Here is a 23,547-nt window from a genome sequence, read left to right on the forward strand (position 1 = left end):
GGAGGGCCGATGCGGTTCCAGGACAAGGTCGCATTCGTCACCGGTGGCGCCTCCGGGCTCGGCGAGGCCACCGCCCGGCGGTTCGCCGCCGAGGGGGCCCGGGTCGTGGTCGCCGACATCGACACCGAGGGTGCCGAGCACCTCGCCGCCGACCTGCCCGACGCCCTTGCGGTCACCGTCGACACCGGTGACGCCGACGCGGTGGAGCAGGGCGTCGCCGACGCGGTGCGGCGCTACGGCCGGATCGACCTGATCTTCAACAACGCCGGTATCGACGGCCGGCAGCAACCCCTGCACGAGATGGACGTCGAGAACTGGCGGAAGGTCCGCCGGATCAACGGCGACGGCGTGTTCCACGTGCTCAAGTACGGCATCGAGGCGATGCTGCGCGGCGGCGGGGGCGCGATCGTCAACACCTCGTCCACCACCGGCCTGGCGGCGCAGGAGAACATCTCCCCGTACACGTTCACCAAGGCCGGCATCGTCGGGCTGACCCGGTCGGCGGCGGTGGAGTACGCGGCCCGCAACATCCGGGTCAACGCGGTCGCCCCCACGGTGGTGATGACCCCGCTGGTGCGGCATTTCATCGACAGCGCGCCCGACCCGGCGGAGATGCGGGCCCGGATGGAGTCGTTCAACCCGAAACCCGGCATCCCCAGCCCGGACGACGTGGCCGGCGTGGTGCTCTTCCTCTGCTCCGACGACGCGGCCTGGATCACCGGCCATACGGTGCCCATCGACGGCGGGTACGTGGCCCGCTGACGGCCGGCATGTCGTCGCGCGCCCGCACGGCCGGCCCACCCGGCTCAGTTGCCCTGGAAGACCGGCTTCTGCTTGTTGACGAAGGCGATGGTGGCGGCCCGGTGGTCGGCGGTGCCCCCGCAGATCGACTGCGCCTGCGCCTCGGCGGCGAGGGCGTCGGCGAGGGTGCCCGCGTCGGCGATGGAGAGCTGCCGCTTGATCGCCCCGTACGCGACGGTCGGGCCGGCGGCGAGCCGGGCGGCCAGCTCGTGCGCGGTGGGCAGCACCTGCTCGTCGTCGTCGACCAGCCGGGTGAGCAGGCCGAGCCGGTACGCCTCGTCGGCGGCGACCGGCTCGGCGAGCATCAGCAGCTCGACGGCCCTCGCGTGGCCGACCAGCCGGGGCAGCGTCCAGGACGCCCCGGTGTCGGCGGCGAGGCCCACCCCGGCGAACGCCATCAGGAACTTCGTCTTCGGCCCGCCGATCCGAAAGTCGGCCAGGTACGCCAGCGAGGCGCCCGCCCCGGCGGCCATGCCCCGGACGGCGGCGACCACCGGCTTGGGCAGGTTGGCCAGCCGGGCGGCGATCGGGTTGTAGTGCGCCCGCACGGTGTCCAGCGGGTCCCGGCCCGGCGACTCCAGGACCTGCACGTGCTCCCGCAGGTCCTGGCCGGCGCTGAACGAGCCACCCGACCCGGCCAGCACCACCGCCCGGCAGGACCTGTCGGTCTCCAGCGCGGCCAGCGCGTCCCGCAGCGCCTCCTTGAGCGCCACGTCGAGCGCGTTCATCGCGGTGGGGCGGTTCATGGTCAGGGTGACCACACCATCGGTGCGGTCGACGAGCAGCGGCTCGGTCACGTCTCTAACGGCCCTTCTGTCGGGGGACCCGGTTGCCGGCGTCGAGGCACTGCTCGACGTACCGGTCGGCGGCCGGCCGGAGCCGGGCGGCGTGCCTGTCGAAGAAGCTGGCGGCGGCGGTGCCGGGCCAGCGTTCGGGGAGCAGTGCCGGAGGGAGTTGAGGGTCCTGGAACAGGAAGGTACGCCACGCGTGCACCAGCCGGAACCGGGCCGCGTACGCCTCCTCGTCGCCACTGCGTACGGTCACCCCGGCGAGTTGGGCGCGCTGCTCGGCGACGAACCGTTCGTACGCGTGCCCGATCTCGCCGAGGTCCCAGGCGCGGCGGACGACGCCCATCGCCCCGGGGGTGCCGGCGGCGTGCGCGGCGGTGAACCGCTCGTAGCGCACCCCGGCCTCCTCCAGCAGCAGGTCGACGTCCTCGCTGGCCCGGGTCGCCACCCAGGTGTGCTCGTCGAGGGTGCCGTAGCCGAGGAAGCTGAGGTTGGCGGCGAGCCGCTGCCGGTCGCGCCTGGCGGTCGGGGTGGACAGGACGAGCAGGTCGAAACGCCCGTCCCAGGTGATCCGGCCGGTGCGGTAGATCCGGGCGGCGGCCTCGTCGAGCCGGCGGACCGCCTTCGGTGTGATCGAGTACCCGGGGCCGGAGGCGAGCCGCAGCGGTTCCAGCCAGCCCTGGCGCACCATCCGGGACACGGCGGTCCGGACGGCCGGCGGGGCGACGCCGAGCGGGGCCAGCAACTTCACCAGGGCGGCGACCGGTGCGCGCCCACCTCGCGTGCGGAGATGGTCGCCGTACAGGTCGAAGAGTGCCGACCGTGCCTGCATGACCGCACATTGTGACAGGCCTTCTCAAGATAAGCTAGATGCTGTTACATCAATGCTGCTCCGGTTTGGGTCCGGCGGTGTTCATCAGGGAAAATCGTGGTCGACGCCCCCGCGTACCTTGCGGGTGGTCATCACGAAGTGGCTGTGGGGCAGTACACCGACCCTGATGTTTAGGTCTGAGGGGAGACAACATGGCGGCGATGAAGCCGCGGACGGGCGACGGTCCGCTGGAAGTCACCAAGGAGGGTCGGGGCATCGTCATGCGGGTCCCGCTGGAGGGCGGTGGCCGGCTCGTCGTCGAGATGACTCCCGACGAGGCCAACGCACTCGGTGACGCGCTGAAGGCGGCTGCCGGCTGATCGGCCGACACTCCGCGCGGTGCCGCGCGGAAGGTCCCTGGTCCCTGAGTCACCGGCACCGCCGGTGACTCAGGGACCTCGTCTGTCCCCAGCGGGTCGCCGAGGTCCCGCACCGCCAACTTTTCCCGGAGGTACGGTCCAGCGTGCTCGCCATCAGTCTCGCCGCCGCCCCCGACGGGTCGGACGTCCTCGTCCTGCCCGTCCGCGCCGCCACCGACCCGGACGACGCCGCACCGGCGCTGGTCGCCACCGCGTCGCCGCCCACCGACGAGGTGCGGGCGCAGGCACGGGCGCTACTGCCGGTCACCCGGCTGACCGGGCGGGCGGGCGAGACGCTGACCCAGCTGCGCCCCGGCGGTTCCCCGGCCCGGCTGCTGCTGCTCGGCGTGGGCGACGGCGGGGAACGGGCCTGGCGGACGGCCGGTGCCGCCCTGGCCCGTGCCGCCGTAGCTGAGACACATGTCACGTTGGCGATGCCGGTCGACGCGTCCGCCGGGGTCGTCCGGGCCGTCGTCGAGGGGCTGCTGCTCGCCTCGTACCGGTTCCGGCTGACCGGGGCGGGGACGACGCCCGCGCTGGCCGGGGTGACCCTGCTGACCACCACGCCGCAGGCGTACACCGAGGCCGTCGGGACGGCCCGCACCACCGCCGCGATGACCCGCCTCGCCCGGGACCTGACCAACACCCCCTCGGCGGTGAAGACCCCGCAGTGGTTCGCCACCCAGGTCGCCGACGCCGCCGCCGACCACCCCGACCTGCACCTGCGGGTACGCGGGCCGCAGGAGCTGGCGGACGAGGGCTTCGGGGGCATCCTCGCCGTCGGCGCCGGCTCGGCCAGCGGCCCCCGCCTGGTCGAGCTGGACTGGCGGCCCGCCGACGCCCGGCAGCACGTCGTCCTGGTCGGCAAGGGGATCACCTTCGACACCGGCGGCATCTCGATCAAGCCGGTGCCGGCGATGAAGCTGATGCGCAAGGACATGGCCGGTGCGGCGGCGGTGGTCGCGGCCACCCTCGGCGCGGCGGCGCTGCGGCTGCCCGTCCGGGTCACCGCCCTGACCCCGCTGGCCGAGAACATGGTCAGCGGGTCGGCGTTCCGCCCCGGCGACATCATCCGGCACTACGACGGGACGACAAGCGAGACCACCAACTCCGACGCCGAGGGGCGGCTGGTGCTCGCCGACGCGCTCGGCTACGCGGCCCGGGAACTCCGCCCCGACCTGCTGATCGACCTGGCCACCCTGACCGGCGCGAACGCGGTGGCGCTGGGCAAGCGGACCGGCGCGCTGTACAGCGACAACGACGAGTTGGCCGCCGCCGTGCTGGCCGCGGTGGACGACGCGGGCGAGGCGGCCTGGCGGATGCCGCTGCCCGCCGACTACCTCGAACACCTCGGCAGCGACCTGGCCGACCGGCACAGCTCCCCGGACCGGGGGGCCGGCTCGGTGATGGCCGCGCTCTACCTGCGCGAGTTCACCGGCGAGCTGCGGGACCGCTGGCTGCACGTCGACATGTCCGCGCCGTCCTGGGCCGACGGCGACGAGGCGGAGCTGACCCGGGGCGCGACCGGCTGGGGCGTGCGGGGCCTGCTGCGCTGGCTGGCGACGCTGGACTGAGCCGCCGCCGGGCCGGGTGCCCGTCCCGCGCCTCGGCGCGGCCGGCACCCGGTCGCCGTCAGCGCCCGGTGATCAGCACTTGACCGCGGCCAGCAGGCCGTGGCCGACCGGGAGCAGGGCCGGAATCCACTGCTCGGCCTCCCGGATCGCCTTGACCGTCTCCCGCATGGTCACCGTCTCGGCGTCCCGGGCGGCCGGGTCACCGATCCGGCCACCGGCGAACCCGCCGTTGAGGGCGAGCACCCCACCCGGGCGCAGCAGCCGCAGGGCCGCGTCGACGTACGCGGCGGAGCCTGTCGTCTCACCGTCGACGAAGATCAGGTCGTACGCGCCGTCCGCGAGCCGGGGCAGCACGTCCAGCGCGCGGCCGGTGATGATCCGGGTACGGCCGGACGGGAAACCCGCCTCGACGAAGATCCGCCTGGCGATCCGCTGGTGCTCGACCTCGACGTCGATGGTGGTGAGCACCCCGTCGGCGCGCATCCCGCGCAGCAGCCACACGCCGCTGACCCCGGTGCCGGTGCCGATCTCCACCACCGCGCGGGCGTTGCCGGCGGCGGCGAGCAGACGCAGCGCCGACCCGGCGCCGGGGGTGACCGCGTCGAGGCCGACCTCCCGGGCGAGGCTCCGGGCGGTGGCCAGCACGATGTCCTCTCCGACGTACGACTCGGCGAACTGCAACGACTGCGCGGTCGGGCTGCCGGAACTGGCGACCGTGGCGATGGGACACCTCCGGGCGGTGGTGATGGTGCGGGGAGCGGGTGGGCGCTATGAGCCTAGAGGCGAGGCTCCTTCGGCGCAGCCGCGAGTCCACCCGTGACGGTCCGGGCGACGCGGCGGCCGGCGGCGATGGGCGGGGCACGGCACCGGTCCGGGTGGCGCGGGGCCGGGCGGTGGGCGGGTGCGGGCGGAGAAGAGCTGACTCCGCCCGGCGCATCCGTGCAATCCTGGATGGGGTGCCCCCTGCGCCGTGACCGCCACCCCCGGTCGTGGTCCGGGGCGCCGGGGGACGACTGGGAGGCACCGACGTGACCGACGGCTGGGACTGGCGAGCGCCCGGCGGGACTCCGGGTTCGGCGGGGCCGCCGCCCGGTCCGCCGCAGACGGCCCCGACGACGCCGTACGGCGGGTCGGCTTCACCCTGGTGGTCCGACGCGCTCGCCGACCCGTGGCGGGACCCGTACGCCCCGGCGGCGGTCGTGCTGCCGAGCGTGCCGGCCACCGGTGCCGCGCCGGAGCCGGTCACCGACCCGGATGCGCCAGGCCGGCCACGGCTGCGCCAACTGCTGCTCGTCCCGCTGATCGTGGCGTTGCTCGCCGGCACCCTGGGTGGCGCCCTCGGGTACGCCTTCGCGGTGCGCGGCGGGGTCGGCGGCGGGGTCACCCTGGGGGCCGGCCCGGCCGAGGGTCCCGCGCTGGCCCAGCGTCGCCCGGACTCGCTGGCCGGGGTCGCCGGCCGGGTCCTGCCCAGCGTGGTGACGATCCGGGTGGCCGGCCCGGCCGGCACCAGCGAGGGGTCCGGGTTCATCGTCAGCACCGACGGCTACGTGGTCACCAACGACCACGTGGTCGCCGACGGCACCGGCCGGGCGTCGGTGACCTTCAACGACGGCAGCAGCTCCCCGGCGACGGTGGTCGGCCAGGACCCGGAGTCGGACATCGCGGTGATCAAGGTGAACCGCACGGGGCTGCGGCCGATCGAGTTCGGCGACTCGGACACGCTCGCGGTGGGGGACCCGGTGCTGGCCATCGGTTCGCCGCTGTCCCTGGCGAACACGGTCACCGCCGGCATCATCAGCGCGTTGGACCGCACCATGCAGGCGGGGGAGCCGGGCGGCCCGGTCCGCTACTACGCGGCGATCCAGACCGACGCGGCGGTCAACCACGGCAACTCGGGTGGCCCGCTCGTCGACTCCGCCGGCCGGGTGATCGGGGTGAACTCGACGATCAAGTCGCTGGTGGCGGAGGGGCAGGAGGCGGGGAACATCGGGCTCGCCTTCGCCATCCCGATCAACCAGGCGAAACGGATCACCCAGGACATCATCGGCACGGGCAAGGCCCGGCGTACCGTGATCGGGGCCCAGGTCGCCGGGACCGGCACGGCCACCCGGGCCGGCGTCGGGGTCCGCCTGGCGGCCGTGGAACCGGCCGGTCCGGCCGCCGGGGCGGGGCTACGGACGGGGGACGTCGTGCTCCGGCTCAACGGTCGGCCGATCAACGATCCGACCGACCTGATCGCCCTGGTCCGCAAGTTCGCCCCCGGGTCGGTGGTGACGGTGGAGTACCGGCGCGGCTCGACCCGGCAGAACGCCTCGGTGACGCTCGCCGCGGACGCCAAGTGAGGGCCGTTCACCCCCTCCCGGACCGGGCCCTGACGTGCGTAGGCTTGGGTCGACGTGACGAGGAGGCCCCGCGGTGCTCGACAACCTGAACTGGTGGGAGATCGGCGTCCTGCTGCTCCTGGCACTGCTGATCTTCGGGGACCGGCTGCCCAACGTCATCAGCGACGGCCTGCGGATGGTGCGCAACCTGCGCGCGATGGCCCGCAACGCGACCGGCGACCTGAGTCGTGAGCTGGGCACCGACATCCAGCTGGAGGACCTCCACCCGAAGGCGTTCATCCGCAAGCACCTGCTCAGCGAGGAGGACGAGCAGGCGATCCGCAAGCCCCTCCAGGGCGTCTACGACGACCTGCGGGCGGACGTCACCGGGGTGCACGAGGAGCTCAAGGGCGTCGCCGACCGGATCGACCCGCGCGCCGCCGCCCGCAAGAGCACCGCGACGAGCACCGCCGCCACGCCGGCCCCGGCCCCCCGCCCCAGCTACGACGACGCCACCTGAGTGGCGGCCCGGCCGGTCTGATCCCCGCTGGGCACGCCAATGGCGGTATCCCCGGCAGGGGACACCGCATCATCAGCTCACGTGAGTGGACCAGGCCCGTGGCGCGGGCCCGGAGGTCAGCGGCCGGCGGGCTTGAGGCCCAGCGACTTGCCGAGCAGCGACTCGCGGCGTACCGCCAGCCGGTCGGCCACCTGGTGCAGCGCCTTCGCGGCGGGCGCGTCCGGTGCGGCCAGCACGATCGGGGTGCCGGCGTCGCCGCCCTCACGGACCCGGCCGTCCATCGGGATCTGGCCCAGCAGCGGCACCTGCGCGCCGATCGTCCGGCTCAACGACTCGGCCACCGCCGCGCCGCCACCGGAGCCGAAGACCTCCATCCGGGACCCGTCCGGCAGCTCCAGCCAGGACATGTTCTCGATGACGCCGACGATCCGCTGGTGGGTCTGCAACGAGATCGCGCCGGCCCGCTCGGCGACCTCGGCCGCCGCCGCCTGCGGGGTGGTCACCACCAGGATCTCGGCGTTGGGCAGCAGTTGGGCGACCGAGATGGCGATGTCGCCGGTGCCCGGGGGCAGGTCGAGCAGAAGGACGTCCAGCTCACCCCAGTAGACGTCGCCGAGGAACTGCTGCAACGCCCGGTGCAGCATCGGGCCGCGCCACACCACGGCCGCGTTGCCCGGGGTGAACATGCCGATCGAGATGACCTTCACGCCGTTCGCCTGCGGCGGCATGATCATGTCTTCCACCCGGGTCGGCTTGCCCTCCGCGCCGAGCATCCGGGGCACCGAGTGGCCGTAGATGTCGGCGTCGACCACGCCGACGGACAGGCCCCGGGCGGCCAGCGCGGCGGCCAGGTTGACCGTGACGCTGGACTTGCCGACGCCGCCCTTGCCGCTGGCCACCGCGTAGACCCGGGTACGGGAGCCCGGCTGGGCGAACGGGATCACCGGCTCGTCGGTGGCGGCCCCGCCGCGCAGCTTGCCCTGCAACTCCTGCCGCTGCTCCGGGCTCATCACCCCGAACTCGATCTCCACGCCGCTCACCCCGGGCACCGCGCCGACGGCGGCGGTGATGTCCCCGCGCAGCTTGTCCTTCAGCGGACAGCCGGCCACGGTGAGCAGCAGCCCGACCCGGACCACGCCGTCCTCGCCGATCTCGGCGGAGCGGACCATGCCGAGGTCGGTGATGGGCCGACGGATCTCCGGATCGTTGACGGTGGCCAGCGCGGCCTGGATCGCGTCGGAGAGGGTGCTGACGGGAGCTGACATGCGGGCAATGCTACGTCGGGCGGCCGGGGCGTCCGCCAACAGCGGGGCCGGGTGTGAGGGAATCGATCGACCGGCCGGGGCCGCCCCGCCCTACCGGACAAAGTCGGGCAATAGGGTACGAGAACCCGGCCCGTTCAGCCCTCCGGGCGGTGACCGTCGCGGGCGTAGTCGCCGTCCAGATCGTCGCGCGGCTCGTCGAGCGGCGGTTCGCTCCCGGGCCGGCCCTCGACGCGCGGCCGTTCCGGCTGCCGCAACTCCCGCTTCTGCCGCCGCTGCGCCGCCGCGTCCAGCTCCTCGGCCAGCCGGGCCAGCTCCGAGCGGAGGAAGTCCCGGGTCGCCACCTCACCCAGGGCGATCCGCAGCGCGGCCACCTCCCGGGCCAGGTACTCGGTGTCCGCCTTCTGCATGGTCGCCCGGCGCCGGTCCTCCTCCAGCGCCACCCGGTCCCGGTCGGTCTGCCGGTTCTGCGCGAGCAGGATCAGCGGGGCCGCGTACGACGCCTGCAACGACAGCACCAGGGTCAGGAACGTGAACGTGTACGGGTCGAAGCGCAGGTCCGCCGGGGCCAGGGTGTTCCAGCCGAACCACAGCGCGATCACCACCGTCATGTAGACGATGAAGTTCGCCGTGCCCATGCCCCGGGCGATCCCCTCCGACCAGCGGCCGAACGCCTCCGGGTCGAACCGGGGCAGCTTGACGCCCCGGGGCTCGCGCGGCTGGTCCAGCCGCTCCGTCCGCCGCTGGTCAGCCATCGGTGTCACCGCCTACCGGCGCGGTGGGCAGTTCCGTCGACTCGTCCGCGCCCGGGGTGGACACGGCGTCGCGGTCCCGCCAGTCCCGGGGCAGCGAGTGGTCGAGCACGTCGTCGACGGTGACCGCGCCCACCAGCCGGTTGTTCCGGTCGACCACAGGCATCGCGACCAGGTCGTAGGTGGCCATCCGACGGGTTATCTCCGGCAGCGGGGTGGTCGGCCGCAGCGGGTCGATGTCGTTGATCACCACCCCGCCGAGCAGGTCGGCCGGGGGTTCGCGCAGCAGCCGCTGGAAGTGCACGATGCCCAGGTAACGGCCGGTCGGCGTGGTCATCGGGGCACGGGTCACGAAGACCTGCGCGGCGATCGCCGGGGAGAGCTGCTCCTCCCTGATCCGGGCCAGCGCCTCGGCGACCGTGGCGTCCGGCGGCAGGATCACCGGCTCGGAGGTCATCACGCTGCCCGCCGTACCGGAGGTGTACTTGAGCAGCTGACGGACCGGGTCGGCCTCGTCCGGCTCCATCAGGTCGAGCAGCACGTCCTGTTCCGGCGGGGGCAGCTCGTTGAGCAGGTCGGCGGCGTCGTCCGGGTCCATCTCCTCCAGCACGTCGGCGGCCCGTTCCCGGTCCAGCGCGGCGAGGATCTCCACCTGGTCGCGTTCGGGCAGCTCGCCGAGCACGTCGGCGAGCCGTTCGTCGTCGAGGGCCGCCGCGACCTCGTTGCGCCGGGCGTCGGGCAGATCCTGCAGCGCGTTGGCCAGGTCGGCGGGGCGCATGTCCTCCAGCACGGCCAGCAGGTTGGCCGTACCCCGGTTGTCGGCGATGCCGCTCAGCCCGCGTACCCGGTCCCAGTCCACCTGGTGCAGGTGGCCACGGCGGGTCAACCTGCTGGTCTGCTCGCGGACGGCGACCCGGGACAACGACCACTCGCCGCCCCGGCTGCGCTCCATCGCCACGTCCACCACCGCGCCGGGCTGGCCGCCCGGGTCGAGCTGCACCCGCCGGTCCAGCAGCTCCTGGAGGACGAGCAACTCGTTGGGGCGTTTGGAGAAGCGGCGCAGGTTGAGGGTGCCGCTGCCGAGGACCACCGCGTCGGCGTCGATGGAGGTGATCCGGTTGATGGACAGGAAGATCCGGCGGCGCATCGGCATCTCGGCCACCAGACCCACCACCTCGGGCGGACGCTGGGTCGGCCGGATCCGGGCGACCGCGTCGCGGACCCGCCCCACCTGGTCGCCGTTCGGGTCGAAGACGGCGACTCCGGCGAGTCGAGCGATGTAGACCCGGTTCGGCGTGCTCACGGCCACCAGCCTAAGCGCCTAATGTTTATCACCATGTCGACCCTGGCCTACGAGATCGTGGACGTCTTCACCGACCGCCCGTTCGCCGGCAACCCCCTGGCCGTGGTGTTCGGCGCCGAAGCGCTGGCCACCGAGCAGATGCAGATGCTGGCGATGGAGTTCAACCTGTCGGAGACGGTGTTCGTGCTGCCGCCGACCCAGGTGGGCGCCACCTACCGGGCCCGGATCTTCACCCCGACCGGGGAGTTGCCCTTCGCCGGTCACCCCAGCGTCGGCGCGGCGGTCACCGCCAGCCGCCGTGGCCTGTTCCCCGAAGGGTCGGTCAGCCAGGAGTGCCACGCCGGGGTGCTGCCGATCGAGGTGACCGCGACCGGTGCCACCCTGACCGGCGGCACCCCCACCCTCGGGCCGGAACTCGACCCGGAACCGTTGCTGGAGATGGCCGGGCTCACCGCAGCCGACCACGCCGGCCCGGCCCCCCGGGTGGCCGGCTGCGGGCTGGAGTTCCCCTACCTGCCGGTGCACCCCGACGCGGTGGCCCGCGCCCGGGTCAACACGGTGGCCGCCCAGCGGTACGGCGTGGAGCACGTCAGCGTCTTCTCCTGGGACGCCGACACGCGTACCGCCCACGCCCGGGTCTTCGTGCCGGGGCTCGGCGTGCCCGAGGACCCGGCCACCGGCTCGGCCGCCCTCGGACTGGGGGTGTGGCTGGTCGCCAGCGGCCTGCTCCCCGGTGCCGGCCGCAGCGGGTACGCCGTCCGGCAGGGCGCGGAGATCGGCCGCCCGTCCGCCCTGGCCTGCACGGTGACCGCCGAGGACGGGACGGCGGTCGGCACGACGGTGACCGGTCAGGTGATGCCGGTCGCCCGGGGCGAGATCCTGGTCCCGCCGTTCGTCGGGTGACGGGTCACCGCCGTCACCGTCCGGGCCGGCGGTGGCGGTCGGGTGCCGACCGGGTGGGAACTGCGAGAGGATGCCGGTGTGACGGACGAGGTGGACGCCTCCCGGTCGACGCCACTGGTCGACGAGGCGATCAAGAAGGCCGCCGTGGCCTGGGTGGGGGTCGGTGACGGGCCGGCGGTCGCGCTGTGGTGCGTACCCCTGGAGGGGTCGTTGTTCGTGGTCAGCGGGCCGGGGGAGCAGACCGCGCCGGGGCTTGCCGACGCCGCCACCGCCCGGGTGACCCTGCGCGGCGACCACGGCGGACGCATCGTGACCTGGCCGGCGCGGGTGACCCGGCTGGCCCCGGGCAGCCCGGAGTGGGAGACCTCCGCGCCGCTGGTCGCGGCGAAGCGGCTCAACGCCTCCGGCCCGACCGCCGACCTGGTGGCCCGCTGGGCGGCCGACGGCTGCGCGCTGACCCGGCTCGCCCCGGACGGCCCGCCGGACGCCGGGGACGCCCTGCCGGACACCTCGCTGGCCGCCGAGCCCCGGGGCGCGGCCGTGGTCCGGGCCACCCGCAAGCCGTTCCGCCTGCACCGGGTCCGCCGCCGCTGACCCACCGGCCGTCGCCGCCGGACACCGCTGACCGGCGCCCCGCCGTCGCCGCCCGGGCAGCGCCGACCCGCCGCCCGGCGTCCACCCGGCCGCCGCCGCCCGTGTGAGGATGACGCACCGTGTCCTCCGCCGCACCGCCGTCGCGTCCGCCCGTCGACCCGCTCACCGTGGGCGTCCTCGTGCTCGCCGTCGCGTCGGTCTCGTCGTCGGCCCCGCTGATCGCCTTCGCGGCGGCACCGGCGCTGGCCGTGGCGTGCTGGCGGAACCTGCTCGCGGTCACCGTGCTCGCCCCGTTCACGCTGGCCCGCCGCCGGGCCGAACTGCGTGCCCTGACCGTGGGGGCGGGCCGCCGGGAGGGCTGGTACTGCGTGCTGTCCGGGGTGGCGCTGGCCGCGCACTTCGCCACCTGGATGCCGAGCGCCCAGCTCACCTCGGTCGCGGCGGCCACCGCGCTGGGCGCCACCCAACCGGTCTGGCAGGGGCTGATCGCCAGGTGGCAGGGCCGGCGGTTGTCGTACCCCGTCTGGGTCGGCATCGGGGTGGCGGTGGCCGGCGCGGTGCTGGCGACCGGCACGGACGTCGGGGTCTCCGGCCGGGCCTTCGCCGGTGACCTGCTCGCGGTGGTCGGCGGGATGTTCGCCGCGGTCTACACCGCGTTCGGTGAACGCGCCCGCGCCACCATCAGCACCACCACCTACACCACCATCTGCTACGGGGTGTGCGCGGCGATCCTGCTGCTGGTCTGCCTGGTCACCGGGGTACGGCTGCACGGCTGGGGCACCAGCACCTGGGTGGCGGTCGGCGGGCTGGTGGTGGGGGCCCAACTGCTCGGCCACTCGATGTTCAACCACGCGCTGCGCCGGGTGTCGGCGACCACGATCAGCGTGCTGATCCTGCTGGAGGCCCCCGGTGCGGCGCTGATCGCCTGGGCCTGGCTGGGGCAGTTGCCCCGCCCGCACGCGCTGCCCGGGTTGGCGCTGCTGCTCGCCGGGGTGGTCGTGGTGGTGCTCGGCGGGGCCCGTACGGGCCGGCGTGCCACCCCGGCCGCGCTGCCCGCCGACACCGCCCCACCGGCACCCTGACCGGCTGCCCGTCCGCCCGGCCCGGTCGCCCGCCGGGGGCCCGTTCGTCGCGATTCCGCCCGAACGGCGGGCACGGGTCCCGTTCGCACGTGAGAGTGCGGGGGGAGGTGGGGCGATGGCGGGGCGCAGCGCGGACGACGACCGCGGCGGCACCGTGGTCACCCCGTCGGCCGAGTTCCCGCCGCTTACGCCGGCCGAGGTGGACACCCTGCGCCGGGTGGGCGCGCACTGGCGGGTCGGCGTGCCGCCCGCCCTGCCTGTCGATCCGACCCTGGGCCGCTACCGGAACCGCCCCACCCCGGGCCGGTTCAGCCGGCTGGCCCCGATCGCGCTGTTCCGGCCGGCACCGGGGGCACCGGCCGGGCGGGACGGGCTCGTCGCCGCCGAACCGGCCAACCAACCGGACTCCCCCCTCGGCCGGCGGCTGGGCCGGGCCCGCCGGGTGCTCCTCGGCCCGCCGTTGGCCAGCGCGGCCGTGCTGCACGAGCGGATGCGCAAACTGGTGGCGCTGCCGGTGCTCTCCTCCGACCTGCTCAGCTCGGTCGCGTACGGGCCGGAGGCGTTGCTGACCGTGCTGGTGCTCGCCGGCAGCGGGGCGCTGGGCCTGGCGCTGCCCCTGTCGGCCGGGCTGGTGCTGCTGATGGTCGCCGTCGGGATCTCGTACCGGCAGACCATCCCGGCGTACTCGCACGGGGCCGGGTCGTACCTGGTGGCGGGGGACAACCTGGGGGTCGGCGCGGGGCTGACCGCCGCCGCCGGGCTGATGCTCGACTACGTGCTGACCGTGTCGGTGTCGATCGCCGCTGGCGTGCACGCGATCACCTCGGCGCTGCCGGGGCTGACGCCGTTCGCCGTGCCGCTCGGGGTGCTGGTGATCCTGCTGCTGCTCGCCGGCAACCTGCGCGGGGTACGCGCCGCCGGCAACCTGTTCGTCCTCCCGACGTACGCGTTCGTGGCCGCGGTGCTGGGGTTGCTCGTCGTCGGCTACCTGCGGGCGGCGGGCCGGGGCTTCGCGCCGGTGGCCCCGCCGGTGGTGCCGGCGACGGAGGGGCTGGGGCTGCTGCTGGTGCTGCGGGCGTTCGCCTCCGGTGCGGTGTCGATGACCGGCATCGAGGCGGTCTCCAACGCGGTGCCGGCGTTCCGTACGCCGGAGTGGCGCAACGCGCGCACCACGCTGGCCTGGATGGTGGCGATGCTGGTGGTCCTGTTCGCCGGGCTGACCCTGCTGATCCACCTGGCCGGCCTGGTGCCCCGCCCCGGCCAGACGCTGCTGTCCCAGCTCGCCCGGCTCACCTTCCCCACCGGCCCGTGGTACGCCGTCGTCCAGGTGACCACCGCGCTGATCCTGCTGCTGGCCGCGAACACCGCGTTCAACGACTTCCCCCGGCTGCTGTTCTTCATGGCCCGCGCCGGTCACGCCCCCCGCCGCTTCCTGCACCTGGGCGACCGGCTGGCCTTCGGCAACGGCCTGGTCGTGCTGGCCGGGACGGCGGTCGTCGTGTTCGTGGCGTTCGGCGGGCACACCGAGAAGCTGATCCCGTTGTATGCGGTGGGGGTGTTCCTCGCCTTCACCCTGTCGCAGAGCGGCATGGTGGTGCACTGGCGGCGGCACCGGGGCGACGGCTGGCGACGGCGGGCGCTGGTCAACGGGGTGGGTGCCGCCCTGTCCGGTCTGGTGCTGCTCACCGCGGCGGTGGCGAAGTTCACCGAGGGCGCCTGGGTGGTGGTGGTCGCCGTACCGCTGCTGGTGCTGCTCTTCGACCGGATCCACCGGCACTACCGCACCCTGCACGCCGCCCTGGCCCTGCGCCCTCCGGACCAGGCCCCGCCGCCTGCGGTGCCCGGGCCCGCCGCCGGCTCGTCCCGGCCCGCCGCCGGGCCACCCGGCGCACCGGCGGGCCGGCCCGTCGAGGGCGAGGAGGTGCCGCAGGACCTGCGCCACCTGGTGGTGGTCCCGGTGGTACGCCTCAACCGCGCCTCGATGCGCGCCCTGGCGTACGCGGTGTCGCTGGGCCGGCCGACGCTGGCGGTGCACCTCGCCCCGGAGGACGCCGAGGCGGACCGGTTCCGGGAGCAGTGGCGGGCCTGGGGGGACCACGTCCGGCTGGAGACGATCGTCTCGCCGTACCGGGCGGTGGTCGGGCCGCTGGCGCACTACCTGGAGGCGCTGCACGCCGCCGCGCCAGAACTGGTGCTGACCGTGGTGGTGCCGGAGGTGGTGCTGCGTCGGCCGTGGCACCGCCTGCTGCACAGCCGTACCGGCCAACGGCTGCGCCGGGCCCTACGCGCCCTGCCCGGCGTGGTGGTCACCACCGTCCCGGTCCACGTCGTCGAGTGACGCCTGCCGGCCCCGACGGCTCAGGCGGTGATGCCGACGGCGGCGGCGCTGGCGGTCCAGAGGCGCGCGGCCAGCGCCGGGTCGGCGGCTCGCGGCCAGGGCCGGCGCAGTCGCCGGTCGGCGTAGTAGCCGCCGTCGACCAGCCGGGACGCCGGCTGGTTGGCCAGCCAGACGAGCGTCTCCGCGCCCTTCTCCGGGCTGCGGAACGGCATCACCCGCATGCCGAGGGCGACCAGCCGGCTGTCCGCGCCGAACCGGGTCCGCACCACCCCCGGGTGGAACGAGTACGCCGGCACGTCGGGCCAGCGCCGGGCGGCCTCGGCGGCGAACAGGATGTTGGCCTGCTTGCTGGTGCCGTACGCGCGCATCGGCCGGTAGCGGCGCAGCGCGGCGTTGAGGTCGTCCGGGTCGAGGGTCCCGCTGCGGTGCGCGCCGGAGGCGGTCACCACCAGCCGGCCGACCCGGTCGGCCAGCAGGTTGCTCAGCAGGAACGGGGCGAGGTGGTTGGCCTGGATCGACAGCTCGAACCCGTCGACCGTGGTGAGCGGCTGCAACACGATCGCCCCGGCGTTGTTGGCCAGCACGTCGATCCGGTCGTACGCCGCCCGCAGCCGCTCGGCGAGCCCGCGTACGTCGTCGAGCACGGCGAAGTCGGCGCGGAAGAGTTCGGGGCGTTCGCCGGACGCCTCGCGTACCCGGTCACCGGCGGCCTGGAGGCGGGCCGGGTCCCGGCCGACCAGCGCCACCCGGTCGCCGCGCCGGGCCAGCGCCACCGCGGCGGCCAGGCCGATGCCCGAACTGGCCCCGGTCACCACCACGGTCCGCCGCCCGGTGACGTCTTCCACAGGTCCATCCACCCCGGTCACGACACGAGGTTACCGTGGCGTCACCACGTCCACGGGGGTCGTCGGGTTCCTCGTGACGTGCGGGCGACCGGGTGGGCCGCCCAGGGTGCCCGGGGCGGCCCCACCGCTCAGTACGAGGTGCCGTAGCCGGTCGTCGACTCCTGGTTGGCCAGCCAGACGAAGAAGACCACCATGGCGATGGTGGCCAGCACCGCGACGACGGTGGAGATCCACCCGATGACGATGCCGGCGGTGGCGAAGCCGGCACCGCCCTCCCCCCGCTCCCGGATCTGCCGCTGGGCCACGTGGCCGAGGATCGCGCCGATGAGGCCGATGTAGCCGCCGAGCCCGTAACCGCACAGCCCGATCGCGCCGATGATCGAGACGATCATCGAGGCGATGGCGAGGCCGTTCTGCGGCGGCGGAGGCTGGTAACCGCCGTAACCGGCGTACCCCATCGGCTGCGGGTAGCCGGGCTGCGGGTAGGCGGCAGCGGCGGCGTACGGGTCGACCGGGGCGGCCTGGGCGGGGATGTACGGCGCGCCCGCGTACGGGTCGGCCGGGGCGTACGGGTCCTTGCCGACCGGTGGGGCCGAGATCGGCGGGCCACTGGCCTGAAGTGTCGGGTCGGGCTGCTGGGCCGACCAGGCCGGGTCCGACCAGCCGTCGGAGGGCGGGGGATAGGTCATCTGATCTTCTCCGTCGCATGTAGGTGCGCCGTCAGGGTAGCCAGGACCGCACAGTGGCGAGGTCGGCCCCGTGGTGGCTCGTTGCCCCCGTCCGGTCGAGCGGGCAGGATGCCGGCATGGCTATCGACGCGCGTGGGGCCGACCGATCCGGCAGCCGACCGAGGCGGGACGTGAGCCGCCCCGGCCTGGCCCGGCGCACCCGCGCCACCACCGCTGGCAGCCAGCCCGGCCAGGACGAACCGGTGCCGCTGCCGGACCCGGTGACCATGCGCCTGGACGGCCGGGTCGCCCTGGTCACCGGCGCGGGCAGCGCCGACGGCATCGGGTACGCCACCGCCCGCCGACTGGCCGACCTGGGCGCCCGGGTGGCGATCGTCTCCACCACCAGGCGCATCCACGAGCGGGCCGGTGAGCTGGGCGTGACCGGTTTCGTCGCCGACCTGACCGACGAGTCCGAGGTCGGCGCGCTGGCCGACGCGGTCGCCGAGCAGCTCGGTGACGTCGAGGTGCTGGTCAACAACGCCGGCCTGGCCAGCCGGGCCAGCCCCGAGGTGCTCCGCCCGGTGGCCCAGCTCAGCTACGAGGAGTGGCGCGGCGAGATCGACCGGAACCTGACCACCGCGTTCCTGTGCAGCCGGGCCTTCATCAGCGGGATGGCCGAGCGGGGCTGGGGGCGGATCGTCAACCTCTCGGCGACCGCCGGGCCGGTCAACGCCCTGCCCACCGAGGCGGCGTACGCGGCGGCCAAGGCGGGGGTGGTCGGGCTGACCCGGGCCCTGGCGATGGAGATGATCGCCGACGGGGTGACGGTGAACGCGGTGGCCCCGGGCACCATCTACACGGCGGCCTCCACGGTGGCGGAGATCAGGCAGGGGCTCGGCACCCCGGTAGGCCGCCCCGGCACCCCCGACGAGGTGGCCGCCGCGATCAGCTTCCTCTGCTCGCCCGCGGCGTCGTACATCACCGGGCAGATGCTGGTGGTGGACGGTGGCAACAGCGTCCGCGAGGCGCAGTTCCGCTGATCAGTAGCCGGTGCCGCTGCTGCTGCCGACGCCTGCCACCACGACGAGGGCGAGCCAGCCGCAGCAGACGAGGACCCCGATCGCGGTGAACGCGTAGCTGAGGACCAGCCCCCAGGTGGCGAGCTGGTCGCCTTCCTCGCCGGTACGGCCGATCTGCCGCTTCGCCAGGTGGCCGAGGACGATGCCGGCCGGGGCGAAGACGAAGGCGAATACCAGGGACAGGATCGCCATCACGTTGGTCCCGCCGACACCCGGTGGTGGGTACGGCCCGGGGGGCGGGTAGCCCCACTGCTGGTCGCCCGGCGGCGGCTGCCCCCACGGTTGCGGCTGCTCCCACGGTGGCCCGCCCGGCGGTGTGACCGCCTGTTGCTCGCCCGACGGCGGCCGGGTCCAGCCGGGCGACCCGGGCGGCGGGGTCGAGCCGCCCGGCTGGCCGCCGTGCGGGGACTCACCGGTCCGACCCGGCTCCGGCGGCCGGGCCTGGGCCGACGGCTCGGACGGCTGCGCCCAGGGTGACGGCTCGGGTGGTTGGGCCCACGCCGACGGCTCGGGCTCCGTCGGGCTCCACGGTCCGTCCGGCGGGACGGGCGCGGTGGCCGGCTCGTCGGGCGGACGATGGGGCGGCTCGTACGGTGACGGTGGCTGCTCCGGCTCCCCCGGTGGCGTACTCACGGTGCCCGCCCTCCGCCGCAGGTCAGTGGCCTCTCTCCGGCGGACGCTACCGGCAGGCGGTGCGGCTTTTCACCAGGTTGACGGCGGGTCACCTCGTCGGGGCGGGCCGGGGACCGGTCAGGGCAGCCGGGATAGGCCGGCGGCGGCCCGCTCGACGATCAGGCACCGGTCCTCGACGTAGTCCATGCCGGCCGCCTCGGCGATCCGCCGCGCCTCGGCGGAGACGATGCCGAGCTGGAGCCAGACCGCCGGCGCGCCGATCGCCGCCGCCTGGCGTACCACCTCGACGGCGTCCCGGGCCGGGCGGAAGACGTCCACCAGGTCGACCGGGTGCGGAATGTCGGCGAGCGACGGGTAGGCCCGCTCACCGAACAACTCGTCCACGGTCGGGTTGACCGGAATGATCCGCCAGCCGTACCGCTGCATCTGCGCCGGCACCCGGTGCGCGGCCTTGCCCGGGTCGCGGGACGCGCCCACGACGGCGATCACGGCGGAGTCGGTGAGGAGTTGCTGGGCGGTCCGCATCCGCCGAGCCTAGCCCGGTTCCGGGCGGGCGGGGCCGGCCCTGCTGCCGGGACCGGCGTGGGGGACCGGGGTGCGGTGGTTCCGGCAGTCACCGGCCCGAGCGGCCCGCTCACAGCAGCGCGAGCTGTTCGGGTGCGGGTTCGGGTGGTGGGGCCGGCACGCGACGGGTGTCGCCGGGCTCGCCCCGGTGCAGGCCGTGTCGGCGGGCCGCGATCCGCACCCGGGCGGTCAGCTCCCGCTGGTACGCCTGCGGCGGGTAGGCCCCGGACCGGTACAGCTCGCGGTAGCGGGGGACCAGGTGCGGGAACTCCCGGCCCAGCCAGTGCGCGTACCACTGGCGGGCGCCGGGACGCAGGTGCAGGGCCAGCGGGGTGACGCTGACGGCACCGGCGGCGGCGATGGCGGCGAGGGTGGTGTCGATCGACGCGTCGTCGTCGCAGAGGCCGGGCAGGATCGGCGCCATCAGCACCCCCACCTCGAAGCCGGCGTCGGTGAGCCGACGGACCGCGTCGAGCCGGCGGCGCGGGCTCGGGGTGCCCGGCTCCACCGCCCGCCACAGGGCCTCGTCGACGAAGGCCACCGAGAACGACAGGCTGACCCGGGTGACCTCGGCGGCCTGGCGCAACAGCGGCAGGTCACGCAGGATCAGGGTGCCCTTGGTGAGGATCGAGAACGGGTTGGCGAAGTCCCGCAGCGCCGTGATGATCGGCGGCAGCAGCCGGTAGCGGCCCTCGGCCCGCTGGTAGCAGTCGACGTTGGTGCCCATCGCGATGGCCGCGCCCCGCCAGCGCGGAGCGGCCAGCTCACGGCGGACCAGGTCCCCGGCGTTGACCTTGACGATCACCTTGCGGTCGAAGTCCGCACCCGCGTCGAGGTCGAGGTAGGTGTGCGAGTTGCGGGCGAAGCAGTAGACGCAGGCGTGCGTGCAGCCCCGGTACGGGTTGATCGTCCAGCTGAACGGCACCTGCGACCCGCCCGGCACCCGGTTGATGATCGACTTGGCCTGCACCTCGTAGAAGGTCATGCCGGCGAAGTCGGGAGTGTCGAACGTGCGGGTGACCGCTCCGGGCAGCGCCAGCGGCAGGGGTGGCGTCGCTGGCGCTGCCCGGTCGGGACGCTCCTCGTCCGGGGGAGCGGAGAGGTGGTCCCAGCGCATGCCGTTCATTCGAACATGTGTGCGAGCGTGGCGCAAGTGAAACGCCGGCGGCCGGACCGTGGGGTCCGACCGCCGGCGCGGGTGGTCAGTGCTGGTGGTTGGCGAGCTGCTTGCGGACGTCGTCCATGTCCAGGGCCTGGACCTGCTCGATCAGGTTCTCCAGGGCCGACTCGGGCAGCGCGCCGGGCTGGGCGAAGACGATCACGCCGTCCCGGATCGCCATGATCGTGGGGATCGAGCGGATGTCGAACTTGGCACCCAGCTCCTGCTGCGCCTCGGTGTCGACCTTGCCGAAGGTGATGTCGGGGTGCTTCTCCGACGAGCGCTCGTAGACCGGGCCGAACCGCTTGCACGGGCCACACCACTCGGCCCAGAAGTCGACCAGCACGATGCCGCTGCTCTCGGTCACCTCGTCGAAGTTGGCCGTGGTCAGCTCAACGGTTGCCATTGGACTCTCCGATCAGCGCGGATTGCGTTTTCCGTCCCGTAGAACCAGGTGGTACCCCGGCAAATTCCCGGGTGGGGCACGCCGAAACCGGCCCGTCCCCAAGCCCCGATCATGCTCATCGAGCTGCATCTGTCGATGCGCGCATGCGGACTGCACTTGCATGACGCATTTGCGTGACGGCCCGTGATGGGAGCGTTTCCAGGGAGATCGCCGCCAGGAGCAGCCAACATGCGTCAACTCGTCGCCTGACAAGGTACGACTTCACCTGCGGAGATCGCTCTCTCGTTGATCATTAGTGACTCTCGGTATTGTTACGAAAAGATAAATGTGACCTCCGTCTCTGTTCGTTCATCGTCGTGGTGGGGCAGAATCTTCGACATCAGAGCGTGGGCGGCGGGTGCCGGGGAGGGCCCCGCCGCTCATTGCGTCTCCCCCCCCGGGTGGGTCCGGGAGTGACATTTCCCTGTCACCCGCCGTCCGGTGACTCCTTAACCAGCGGTAAGGCGTGTCGAGCCGCAGTCACCGCCGCCCGCCGACGGCGACCCGTGGGCACCCGGACCGCGACACCGGCGGCCGGTCGGCGCGGATCGCGTCGGGACGCGCCCGTCACCCGTCCGGCGGGCTTATGCTGACGGCGGAGGTCCTGATGAGCCACTCCCTCGCCGGAGAGCCGCCCTCTGCCGGACGGCGTGCCGCACCGCTGACCACCGCCGTCTACTCCGCCACCGAGTGGGAACTGCTCACCACCCTGCCCGGTCGGGTGCTGGTGGCCGCCGCCTCGTCCGGCCCCGGTCGCCCGCCCCGGGACGTCACCGCCGGCCTCGTCGGGCTGGACGCCCTCGCCGCCGGCCGGGCCTCCGACAGTGACCTCGTCCGCGCCGTGGTCGCCGCGATCTACGCCCGGCACGACGGCGCGACCGCTCCGGTCGGCGGCCCCACCGGCCCGGCGGACCTGCCACCGGCCTGCCGGGCCGCCGTCCGGGTGCTGCGCCGACGGGCCGACCCCGCGGACTCCGCCGCGTACCGGCAGTGGGTGGAGTCGGTGGCGGTCCGGGTCTGCCGGACCGGTGCCCCCGACCCCACCGACAGGCGGTTCCTGGAACGCCTCGGCGACGCGTTGGGCCTGCGCGGGCGGTGAGGGCGGCGCGGTCCGGCAGACCCGGAGGGACGCCCCGGACGACGCCGGTCGGGGTGGCGTACGGGGGTCGCGGCGGCGGCCGTACCCTCTTGGAACCGTGACCGAGGACCAGCTCGACGTGGGTGTCGGACCGTGGCCGGGCGACCCGCCCGACGACCCGCGCTACGACCCGGAGTTGCTCGCCGCCGGCGACCGGCGCAACGTGGTGGACCGCTACCGCTACTGGCGGCGGGAGGCCGTCGTGGCCGATCTGGACGCCCGGCGGCACGACTTCCACGTGGCCATCGAGAACTGGCAGCACGACTTCAACATCGGCACGGTGGTCCGCAACGCCAACGCCTTCCTCGCCGCCGAGGTGCACATCGTCGGGCTGCGCCGGTGGAACCGCCGGGGCGCCATGGTCACCGACCGGTACCAGCACGTCCGGCACCATCCGACCATCGAGGAGTTCGTCGGCTGGGCCGCCGGGCGGGAGCTGCCGGTGGTCGGCATCGACAACCTGCCCGGTTCCCGGCCGTTGGAGACCACCACCCTGCCCCGGCGCTGCGTGCTGCTCTTCGGCCAGGAGGGGCCGGGGCTGTCCGCCGCCGCCCGCACCGCCTGCGACCAGCTCTTCTCGATCGCCCAGTACGGCTCGACCCGGTCGATCAACGCCGGGGTGGCCAGCGGCATCGCCATGCACGCCTGGGTACGCGCCCACGCCGCCGCCCCGCCCGCCTGACCCTTTCCGCCCGACCCGCGCCGGACCGGCATCCCGGGGCGCAGGCCGACCGCAGAAAATCGCCGCACGGGCGCTGAGGTGGGGAAAGGGGTGGCACGTCCGTGGCGGCGGCTTGACGGGGGAGCGTCGCCGGGCCACGGTGGGGATGTGAGTGTCGTGGTGAGTTGTCCGAGGTGTGCGGGTCAGGTGCGCCCACCGGACCTGATGCACGGTGAGTCGCGGTGCGTCAGGTGCGGACCGGTCGCCCCGCTGCACGTGCCCGAACACATCGACGCCGACATCGTGGCGAGCGTGGTGGGCCGGGTGGCGGCCGAGAGCGACCCGCAGCGGCCCGCGCTGCCGCTGTGGTGCCCGTGGCCGTTGCCGTCGGGGTGGACGGTGACCGGGGTGGCCTGGGCCGGCGACGAGGCCGGTGGCGTCCGGGCCACGGCCGTCGCGTGCGCCGGGCCGGCGCCGCTCGGGGGCGGACCTGCCGAACTGGTCCTGGTGGCCGAGGAGCCGGGGGTGGGGCTGGGTACCCGGTTCGCCGGGGTGGCCGGCCCGGACCCCGGTCCAGAGTTGACCGAGGTGCTGGCCGGGCCCGGTCCCGGTCCTGGTCATCCCGAACATGTCGAGCCGGCGCGGATCAGGGTCGGGGGTCATCCGACTCCACTGTGGTTAATCAATTCGGCAACGGATCGAAGCGCGTACGCCGGTGAGGCTCGGGGAATGTGGCTCCATGCGATAGCCTGGCCGGCGAGCGCGGGTCACCTCCTCGCGGAAGATGTCGTCCTGCACGACCTCACCGAGTGGACTCCGCCCGAGCTCGTGTACGGCGCTCCGTCCCCGTACCTGCACGGAGGGGCTTGACGGCCCTCCGGGGG

The 23,547-nt window shown here is 74.3% G+C and carries 25 protein-coding genes; 13 read left to right on the forward strand and 12 right to left on the reverse strand.

What is annotated here, in order from left to right; translation table 11 throughout:
• Nucleotides 1–9 precede the first annotated feature (9 nt).
• Nucleotides 10–762, forward strand: coding sequence for an SDR family NAD(P)-dependent oxidoreductase (locus tag Q2K16_RS24855; RefSeq protein ID WP_302740597.1), 753 nt, complete (start codon nucleotides 10–12; stop codon nucleotides 760–762).
• 44 nt (nucleotides 763–806) lie between these two features.
• On the opposite strand, the gene Q2K16_RS24860 is transcribed toward Q2K16_RS24855, so the two are convergent.
• On the reverse strand, nucleotides 807–1,598 hold the full coding sequence (locus Q2K16_RS24860) for an enoyl-CoA hydratase/isomerase family protein (RefSeq protein ID WP_302740598.1): 792 nt from the start codon (nucleotides 1,596–1,598) through the stop codon (nucleotides 807–809).
• Nucleotides 1,599–1,602: 4 nt separating this feature from the next.
• The gene (locus tag Q2K16_RS24865; RefSeq protein WP_088647021.1) at nucleotides 1,603–2,421 is read right to left on the reverse strand and encodes a PaaX family transcriptional regulator; all 819 of its coding nucleotides are present in this window, start codon (nucleotides 2,419–2,421) and stop codon (nucleotides 1,603–1,605) included.
• Nucleotides 2,422–2,612: 191 nt separating this feature from the next.
• Between Q2K16_RS24865 and Q2K16_RS24870 the strand changes: the two genes are divergently transcribed.
• Entirely contained in the window at nucleotides 2,613–2,780 is a 168-nt protein-coding gene (locus Q2K16_RS24870) for a DUF3117 domain-containing protein (RefSeq protein ID WP_007455245.1), read from the forward strand.
• A gap of 143 nt (nucleotides 2,781–2,923) precedes the next feature.
• Nucleotides 2,924–4,393, forward strand: a complete 1,470-nt coding sequence (locus tag Q2K16_RS24875; RefSeq protein WP_302740609.1) for a leucyl aminopeptidase family protein — start codon at nucleotides 2,924–2,926, stop codon at nucleotides 4,391–4,393.
• A gap of 72 nt (nucleotides 4,394–4,465) precedes the next feature.
• Here the strand turns inward: Q2K16_RS24875 and Q2K16_RS24880 are convergent, their stop codons facing one another.
• Complete coding sequence (locus Q2K16_RS24880; protein ID WP_302740610.1) at nucleotides 4,466–5,074, reverse strand: O-methyltransferase; 609 nt, start codon at nucleotides 5,072–5,074, stop codon at nucleotides 4,466–4,468.
• Between the two features lie 332 nt (nucleotides 5,075–5,406).
• Between Q2K16_RS24880 and Q2K16_RS24885 the strand changes: the two genes are divergently transcribed.
• A complete protein-coding gene (locus Q2K16_RS24885) occupies nucleotides 5,407–6,735 on the forward strand; it encodes a S1C family serine protease (RefSeq protein ID WP_302746596.1) in 1,329 nt (442 codons plus the stop codon).
• A gap of 73 nt (nucleotides 6,736–6,808) precedes the next feature.
• Complete coding sequence (locus Q2K16_RS24890; protein WP_302740611.1) at nucleotides 6,809–7,234, forward strand: twin-arginine translocase TatA/TatE family subunit; 426 nt, start codon at nucleotides 6,809–6,811, stop codon at nucleotides 7,232–7,234.
• A 116-nt stretch (nucleotides 7,235–7,350) separates the two neighbouring features.
• On the opposite strand, the gene Q2K16_RS24895 is transcribed toward Q2K16_RS24890, so the two are convergent.
• From Q2K16_RS24895 to Q2K16_RS24905, 3 genes are all read right to left on the reverse strand, one after another.
• A complete protein-coding gene (locus Q2K16_RS24895) occupies nucleotides 7,351–8,499 on the reverse strand; it encodes a P-loop NTPase (RefSeq protein ID WP_302740612.1) in 1,149 nt (382 codons plus the stop codon).
• A 134-nt stretch (nucleotides 8,500–8,633) separates the two neighbouring features.
• Nucleotides 8,634–9,251: a DUF1003 domain-containing protein gene (locus Q2K16_RS24900; protein WP_302740613.1), complete on the reverse strand. Its 618-nt coding sequence runs from the start codon at nucleotides 9,249–9,251 to the stop codon at nucleotides 8,634–8,636.
• On the reverse strand, nucleotides 9,244–10,551 hold the full coding sequence (locus Q2K16_RS24905; protein ID WP_302740614.1) for a magnesium transporter MgtE N-terminal domain-containing protein: 1,308 nt from the start codon (nucleotides 10,549–10,551) through the stop codon (nucleotides 9,244–9,246). Before Q2K16_RS24905 ends, Q2K16_RS24900 begins: the two co-directional genes overlap by 8 nt.
• 33 nt (nucleotides 10,552–10,584) lie before the next feature.
• Here Q2K16_RS24905 and Q2K16_RS24910 point away from each other — a divergent pair, with 33 nt between their 5' ends.
• The 4 genes from Q2K16_RS24910 to Q2K16_RS24925 all read left to right on the forward strand — a co-directional run bounded on the left by Q2K16_RS24910 (nucleotide 10,585) and on the right by Q2K16_RS24925 (nucleotide 15,468).
• On the forward strand, nucleotides 10,585–11,454 hold the full coding sequence (locus tag Q2K16_RS24910) for a PhzF family phenazine biosynthesis protein (protein ID WP_302740615.1): 870 nt from the start codon (nucleotides 10,585–10,587) through the stop codon (nucleotides 11,452–11,454).
• A gap of 60 nt (nucleotides 11,455–11,514) precedes the next feature.
• Nucleotides 11,515–12,048, forward strand: a complete 534-nt coding sequence (locus tag Q2K16_RS24915; protein WP_489671935.1) for a hypothetical protein — start codon at nucleotides 11,515–11,517, stop codon at nucleotides 12,046–12,048.
• Between the two features lie 119 nt (nucleotides 12,049–12,167).
• Nucleotides 12,168–13,130, forward strand: a complete 963-nt coding sequence (locus Q2K16_RS24920; RefSeq protein WP_302740617.1) for a DMT family transporter — start codon at nucleotides 12,168–12,170, stop codon at nucleotides 13,128–13,130.
• 115 nt (nucleotides 13,131–13,245) lie between these two features.
• The gene (locus Q2K16_RS24925) at nucleotides 13,246–15,468 is read left to right on the forward strand and encodes an APC family permease (protein ID WP_302740618.1); all 2,223 of its coding nucleotides are present in this window, start codon (nucleotides 13,246–13,248) and stop codon (nucleotides 15,466–15,468) included.
• A gap of 20 nt (nucleotides 15,469–15,488) precedes the next feature.
• Here Q2K16_RS24925 and Q2K16_RS24930 read toward each other — a convergent pair whose 3' ends face one another.
• Nucleotides 15,489–16,313 carry an SDR family NAD(P)-dependent oxidoreductase gene (locus Q2K16_RS24930; RefSeq protein WP_302746597.1) on the reverse strand — a complete coding sequence of 275 codons (825 nt, stop codon included), beginning with the start codon at nucleotides 16,311–16,313 and terminating at the stop codon, nucleotides 15,489–15,491.
• Between the two features lie 128 nt (nucleotides 16,314–16,441).
• Nucleotides 16,442–17,002: a DUF4190 domain-containing protein gene (locus tag Q2K16_RS24935; protein WP_302740619.1), complete on the reverse strand. Its 561-nt coding sequence runs from the start codon at nucleotides 17,000–17,002 to the stop codon at nucleotides 16,442–16,444.
• Nucleotides 17,003–17,187: 185 nt separating this feature from the next.
• Between Q2K16_RS24935 and Q2K16_RS24940 the strand changes: the two genes are divergently transcribed.
• A complete protein-coding gene (locus Q2K16_RS24940; protein ID WP_302746598.1) occupies nucleotides 17,188–18,024 on the forward strand; it encodes an SDR family NAD(P)-dependent oxidoreductase in 837 nt (278 codons plus the stop codon).
• Here the strand turns inward: Q2K16_RS24940 and Q2K16_RS24945 are convergent, their stop codons facing one another.
• The 4 genes from Q2K16_RS24945 to trxA all read right to left on the reverse strand — a co-directional run bounded on the left by Q2K16_RS24945 (nucleotide 18,025) and on the right by trxA (nucleotide 20,825).
• Nucleotides 18,025–18,696 (reverse strand): DUF4190 domain-containing protein, encoded by a 672-nt coding sequence (locus Q2K16_RS24945; RefSeq protein ID WP_302740620.1) that lies wholly within the window; start codon nucleotides 18,694–18,696, stop codon nucleotides 18,025–18,027.
• A 117-nt stretch (nucleotides 18,697–18,813) separates the two neighbouring features.
• Nucleotides 18,814–19,221: a CoA-binding protein gene (locus tag Q2K16_RS24950; protein ID WP_302740621.1), complete on the reverse strand. Its 408-nt coding sequence runs from the start codon at nucleotides 19,219–19,221 to the stop codon at nucleotides 18,814–18,816.
• Nucleotides 19,222–19,330: 109 nt separating this feature from the next.
• Complete coding sequence (locus tag Q2K16_RS24955; protein WP_302740622.1) at nucleotides 19,331–20,377, reverse strand: Rv2578c family radical SAM protein; 1,047 nt, start codon at nucleotides 20,375–20,377, stop codon at nucleotides 19,331–19,333.
• Nucleotides 20,378–20,462: 85 nt separating this feature from the next.
• Nucleotides 20,463–20,825: a thioredoxin gene (gene trxA, locus Q2K16_RS24960; RefSeq protein WP_302740623.1), complete on the reverse strand. Its 363-nt coding sequence runs from the start codon at nucleotides 20,823–20,825 to the stop codon at nucleotides 20,463–20,465.
• 646 nt (nucleotides 20,826–21,471) lie between these two features.
• Here trxA and Q2K16_RS24965 point away from each other — a divergent pair.
• The 3 genes from Q2K16_RS24965 to Q2K16_RS24975 all read left to right on the forward strand — a co-directional run bounded on the left by Q2K16_RS24965 (nucleotide 21,472) and on the right by Q2K16_RS24975 (nucleotide 23,533).
• Nucleotides 21,472–21,963: a hypothetical protein gene (locus Q2K16_RS24965; protein WP_302740624.1), complete on the forward strand. Its 492-nt coding sequence runs from the start codon at nucleotides 21,472–21,474 to the stop codon at nucleotides 21,961–21,963.
• A gap of 97 nt (nucleotides 21,964–22,060) precedes the next feature.
• A complete protein-coding gene (locus Q2K16_RS24970) occupies nucleotides 22,061–22,684 on the forward strand; it encodes a TrmH family RNA methyltransferase (RefSeq protein WP_145917764.1) in 624 nt (207 codons plus the stop codon).
• A 159-nt stretch (nucleotides 22,685–22,843) separates the two neighbouring features.
• Complete coding sequence (locus Q2K16_RS24975; protein ID WP_368052504.1) at nucleotides 22,844–23,533, forward strand: DUF6758 family protein; 690 nt, start codon at nucleotides 22,844–22,846, stop codon at nucleotides 23,531–23,533.
• Nucleotides 23,534–23,547 lie beyond the last annotated feature (14 nt).

It is taken from the genome of Micromonospora cynarisoli (assembly GCF_030518815.1).
GTDB classification, from domain to species: domain Bacteria; phylum Actinomycetota; class Actinomycetes; order Mycobacteriales; family Micromonosporaceae; genus Micromonospora; species Micromonospora wenchangensis.

What these genes read in the sequence shown, in the direction of transcription:
- Q2K16_RS24855 (WP_302740597.1), top strand. Translation starts at nt 10, where the DNA reads ATGCGGTTCCAGGACAAGGTCGCATTCGTCACCGGTGGCGCCTCCGGG.
- Q2K16_RS24865 (WP_088647021.1), bottom strand. Translation starts at nt 2,421, where the DNA reads ATGCAGGCACGGTCGGCACTCTTCGACCTGTACGGCGACCATCTCCGC.
- Q2K16_RS24870 (WP_007455245.1), top strand. Translation starts at nt 2,613, where the DNA reads ATGGCGGCGATGAAGCCGCGGACGGGCGACGGTCCGCTGGAAGTCACC.
- Q2K16_RS24895 (WP_302740612.1), bottom strand. Translation starts at nt 8,499, where the DNA reads ATGTCAGCTCCCGTCAGCACCCTCTCCGACGCGATCCAGGCCGCGCTG.
- Q2K16_RS24900 (WP_302740613.1), bottom strand. Translation starts at nt 9,251, where the DNA reads ATGGCTGACCAGCGGCGGACGGAGCGGCTGGACCAGCCGCGCGAGCCC.
- Q2K16_RS24910 (WP_302740615.1), top strand. Translation starts at nt 10,585, where the DNA reads ATGTCGACCCTGGCCTACGAGATCGTGGACGTCTTCACCGACCGCCCG.
- Q2K16_RS24925 (WP_302740618.1), top strand. Translation starts at nt 13,246, where the DNA reads ATGGCGGGGCGCAGCGCGGACGACGACCGCGGCGGCACCGTGGTCACC.
- Q2K16_RS24935 (WP_302740619.1), bottom strand. Translation starts at nt 17,002, where the DNA reads ATGACCTATCCCCCGCCCTCCGACGGCTGGTCGGACCCGGCCTGGTCG.
- Q2K16_RS24950 (WP_302740621.1), bottom strand. Translation starts at nt 19,221, where the DNA reads ATGCGGACCGCCCAGCAACTCCTCACCGACTCCGCCGTGATCGCCGTC.
- Q2K16_RS24955 (WP_302740622.1), bottom strand. Translation starts at nt 20,377, where the DNA reads ATGCGCTGGGACCACCTCTCCGCTCCCCCGGACGAGGAGCGTCCCGAC.
- trxA (WP_302740623.1), bottom strand. Translation starts at nt 20,825, where the DNA reads ATGGCAACCGTTGAGCTGACCACGGCCAACTTCGACGAGGTGACCGAG.
- Q2K16_RS24965 (WP_302740624.1), top strand. Translation starts at nt 21,472, where the DNA reads ATGAGCCACTCCCTCGCCGGAGAGCCGCCCTCTGCCGGACGGCGTGCC.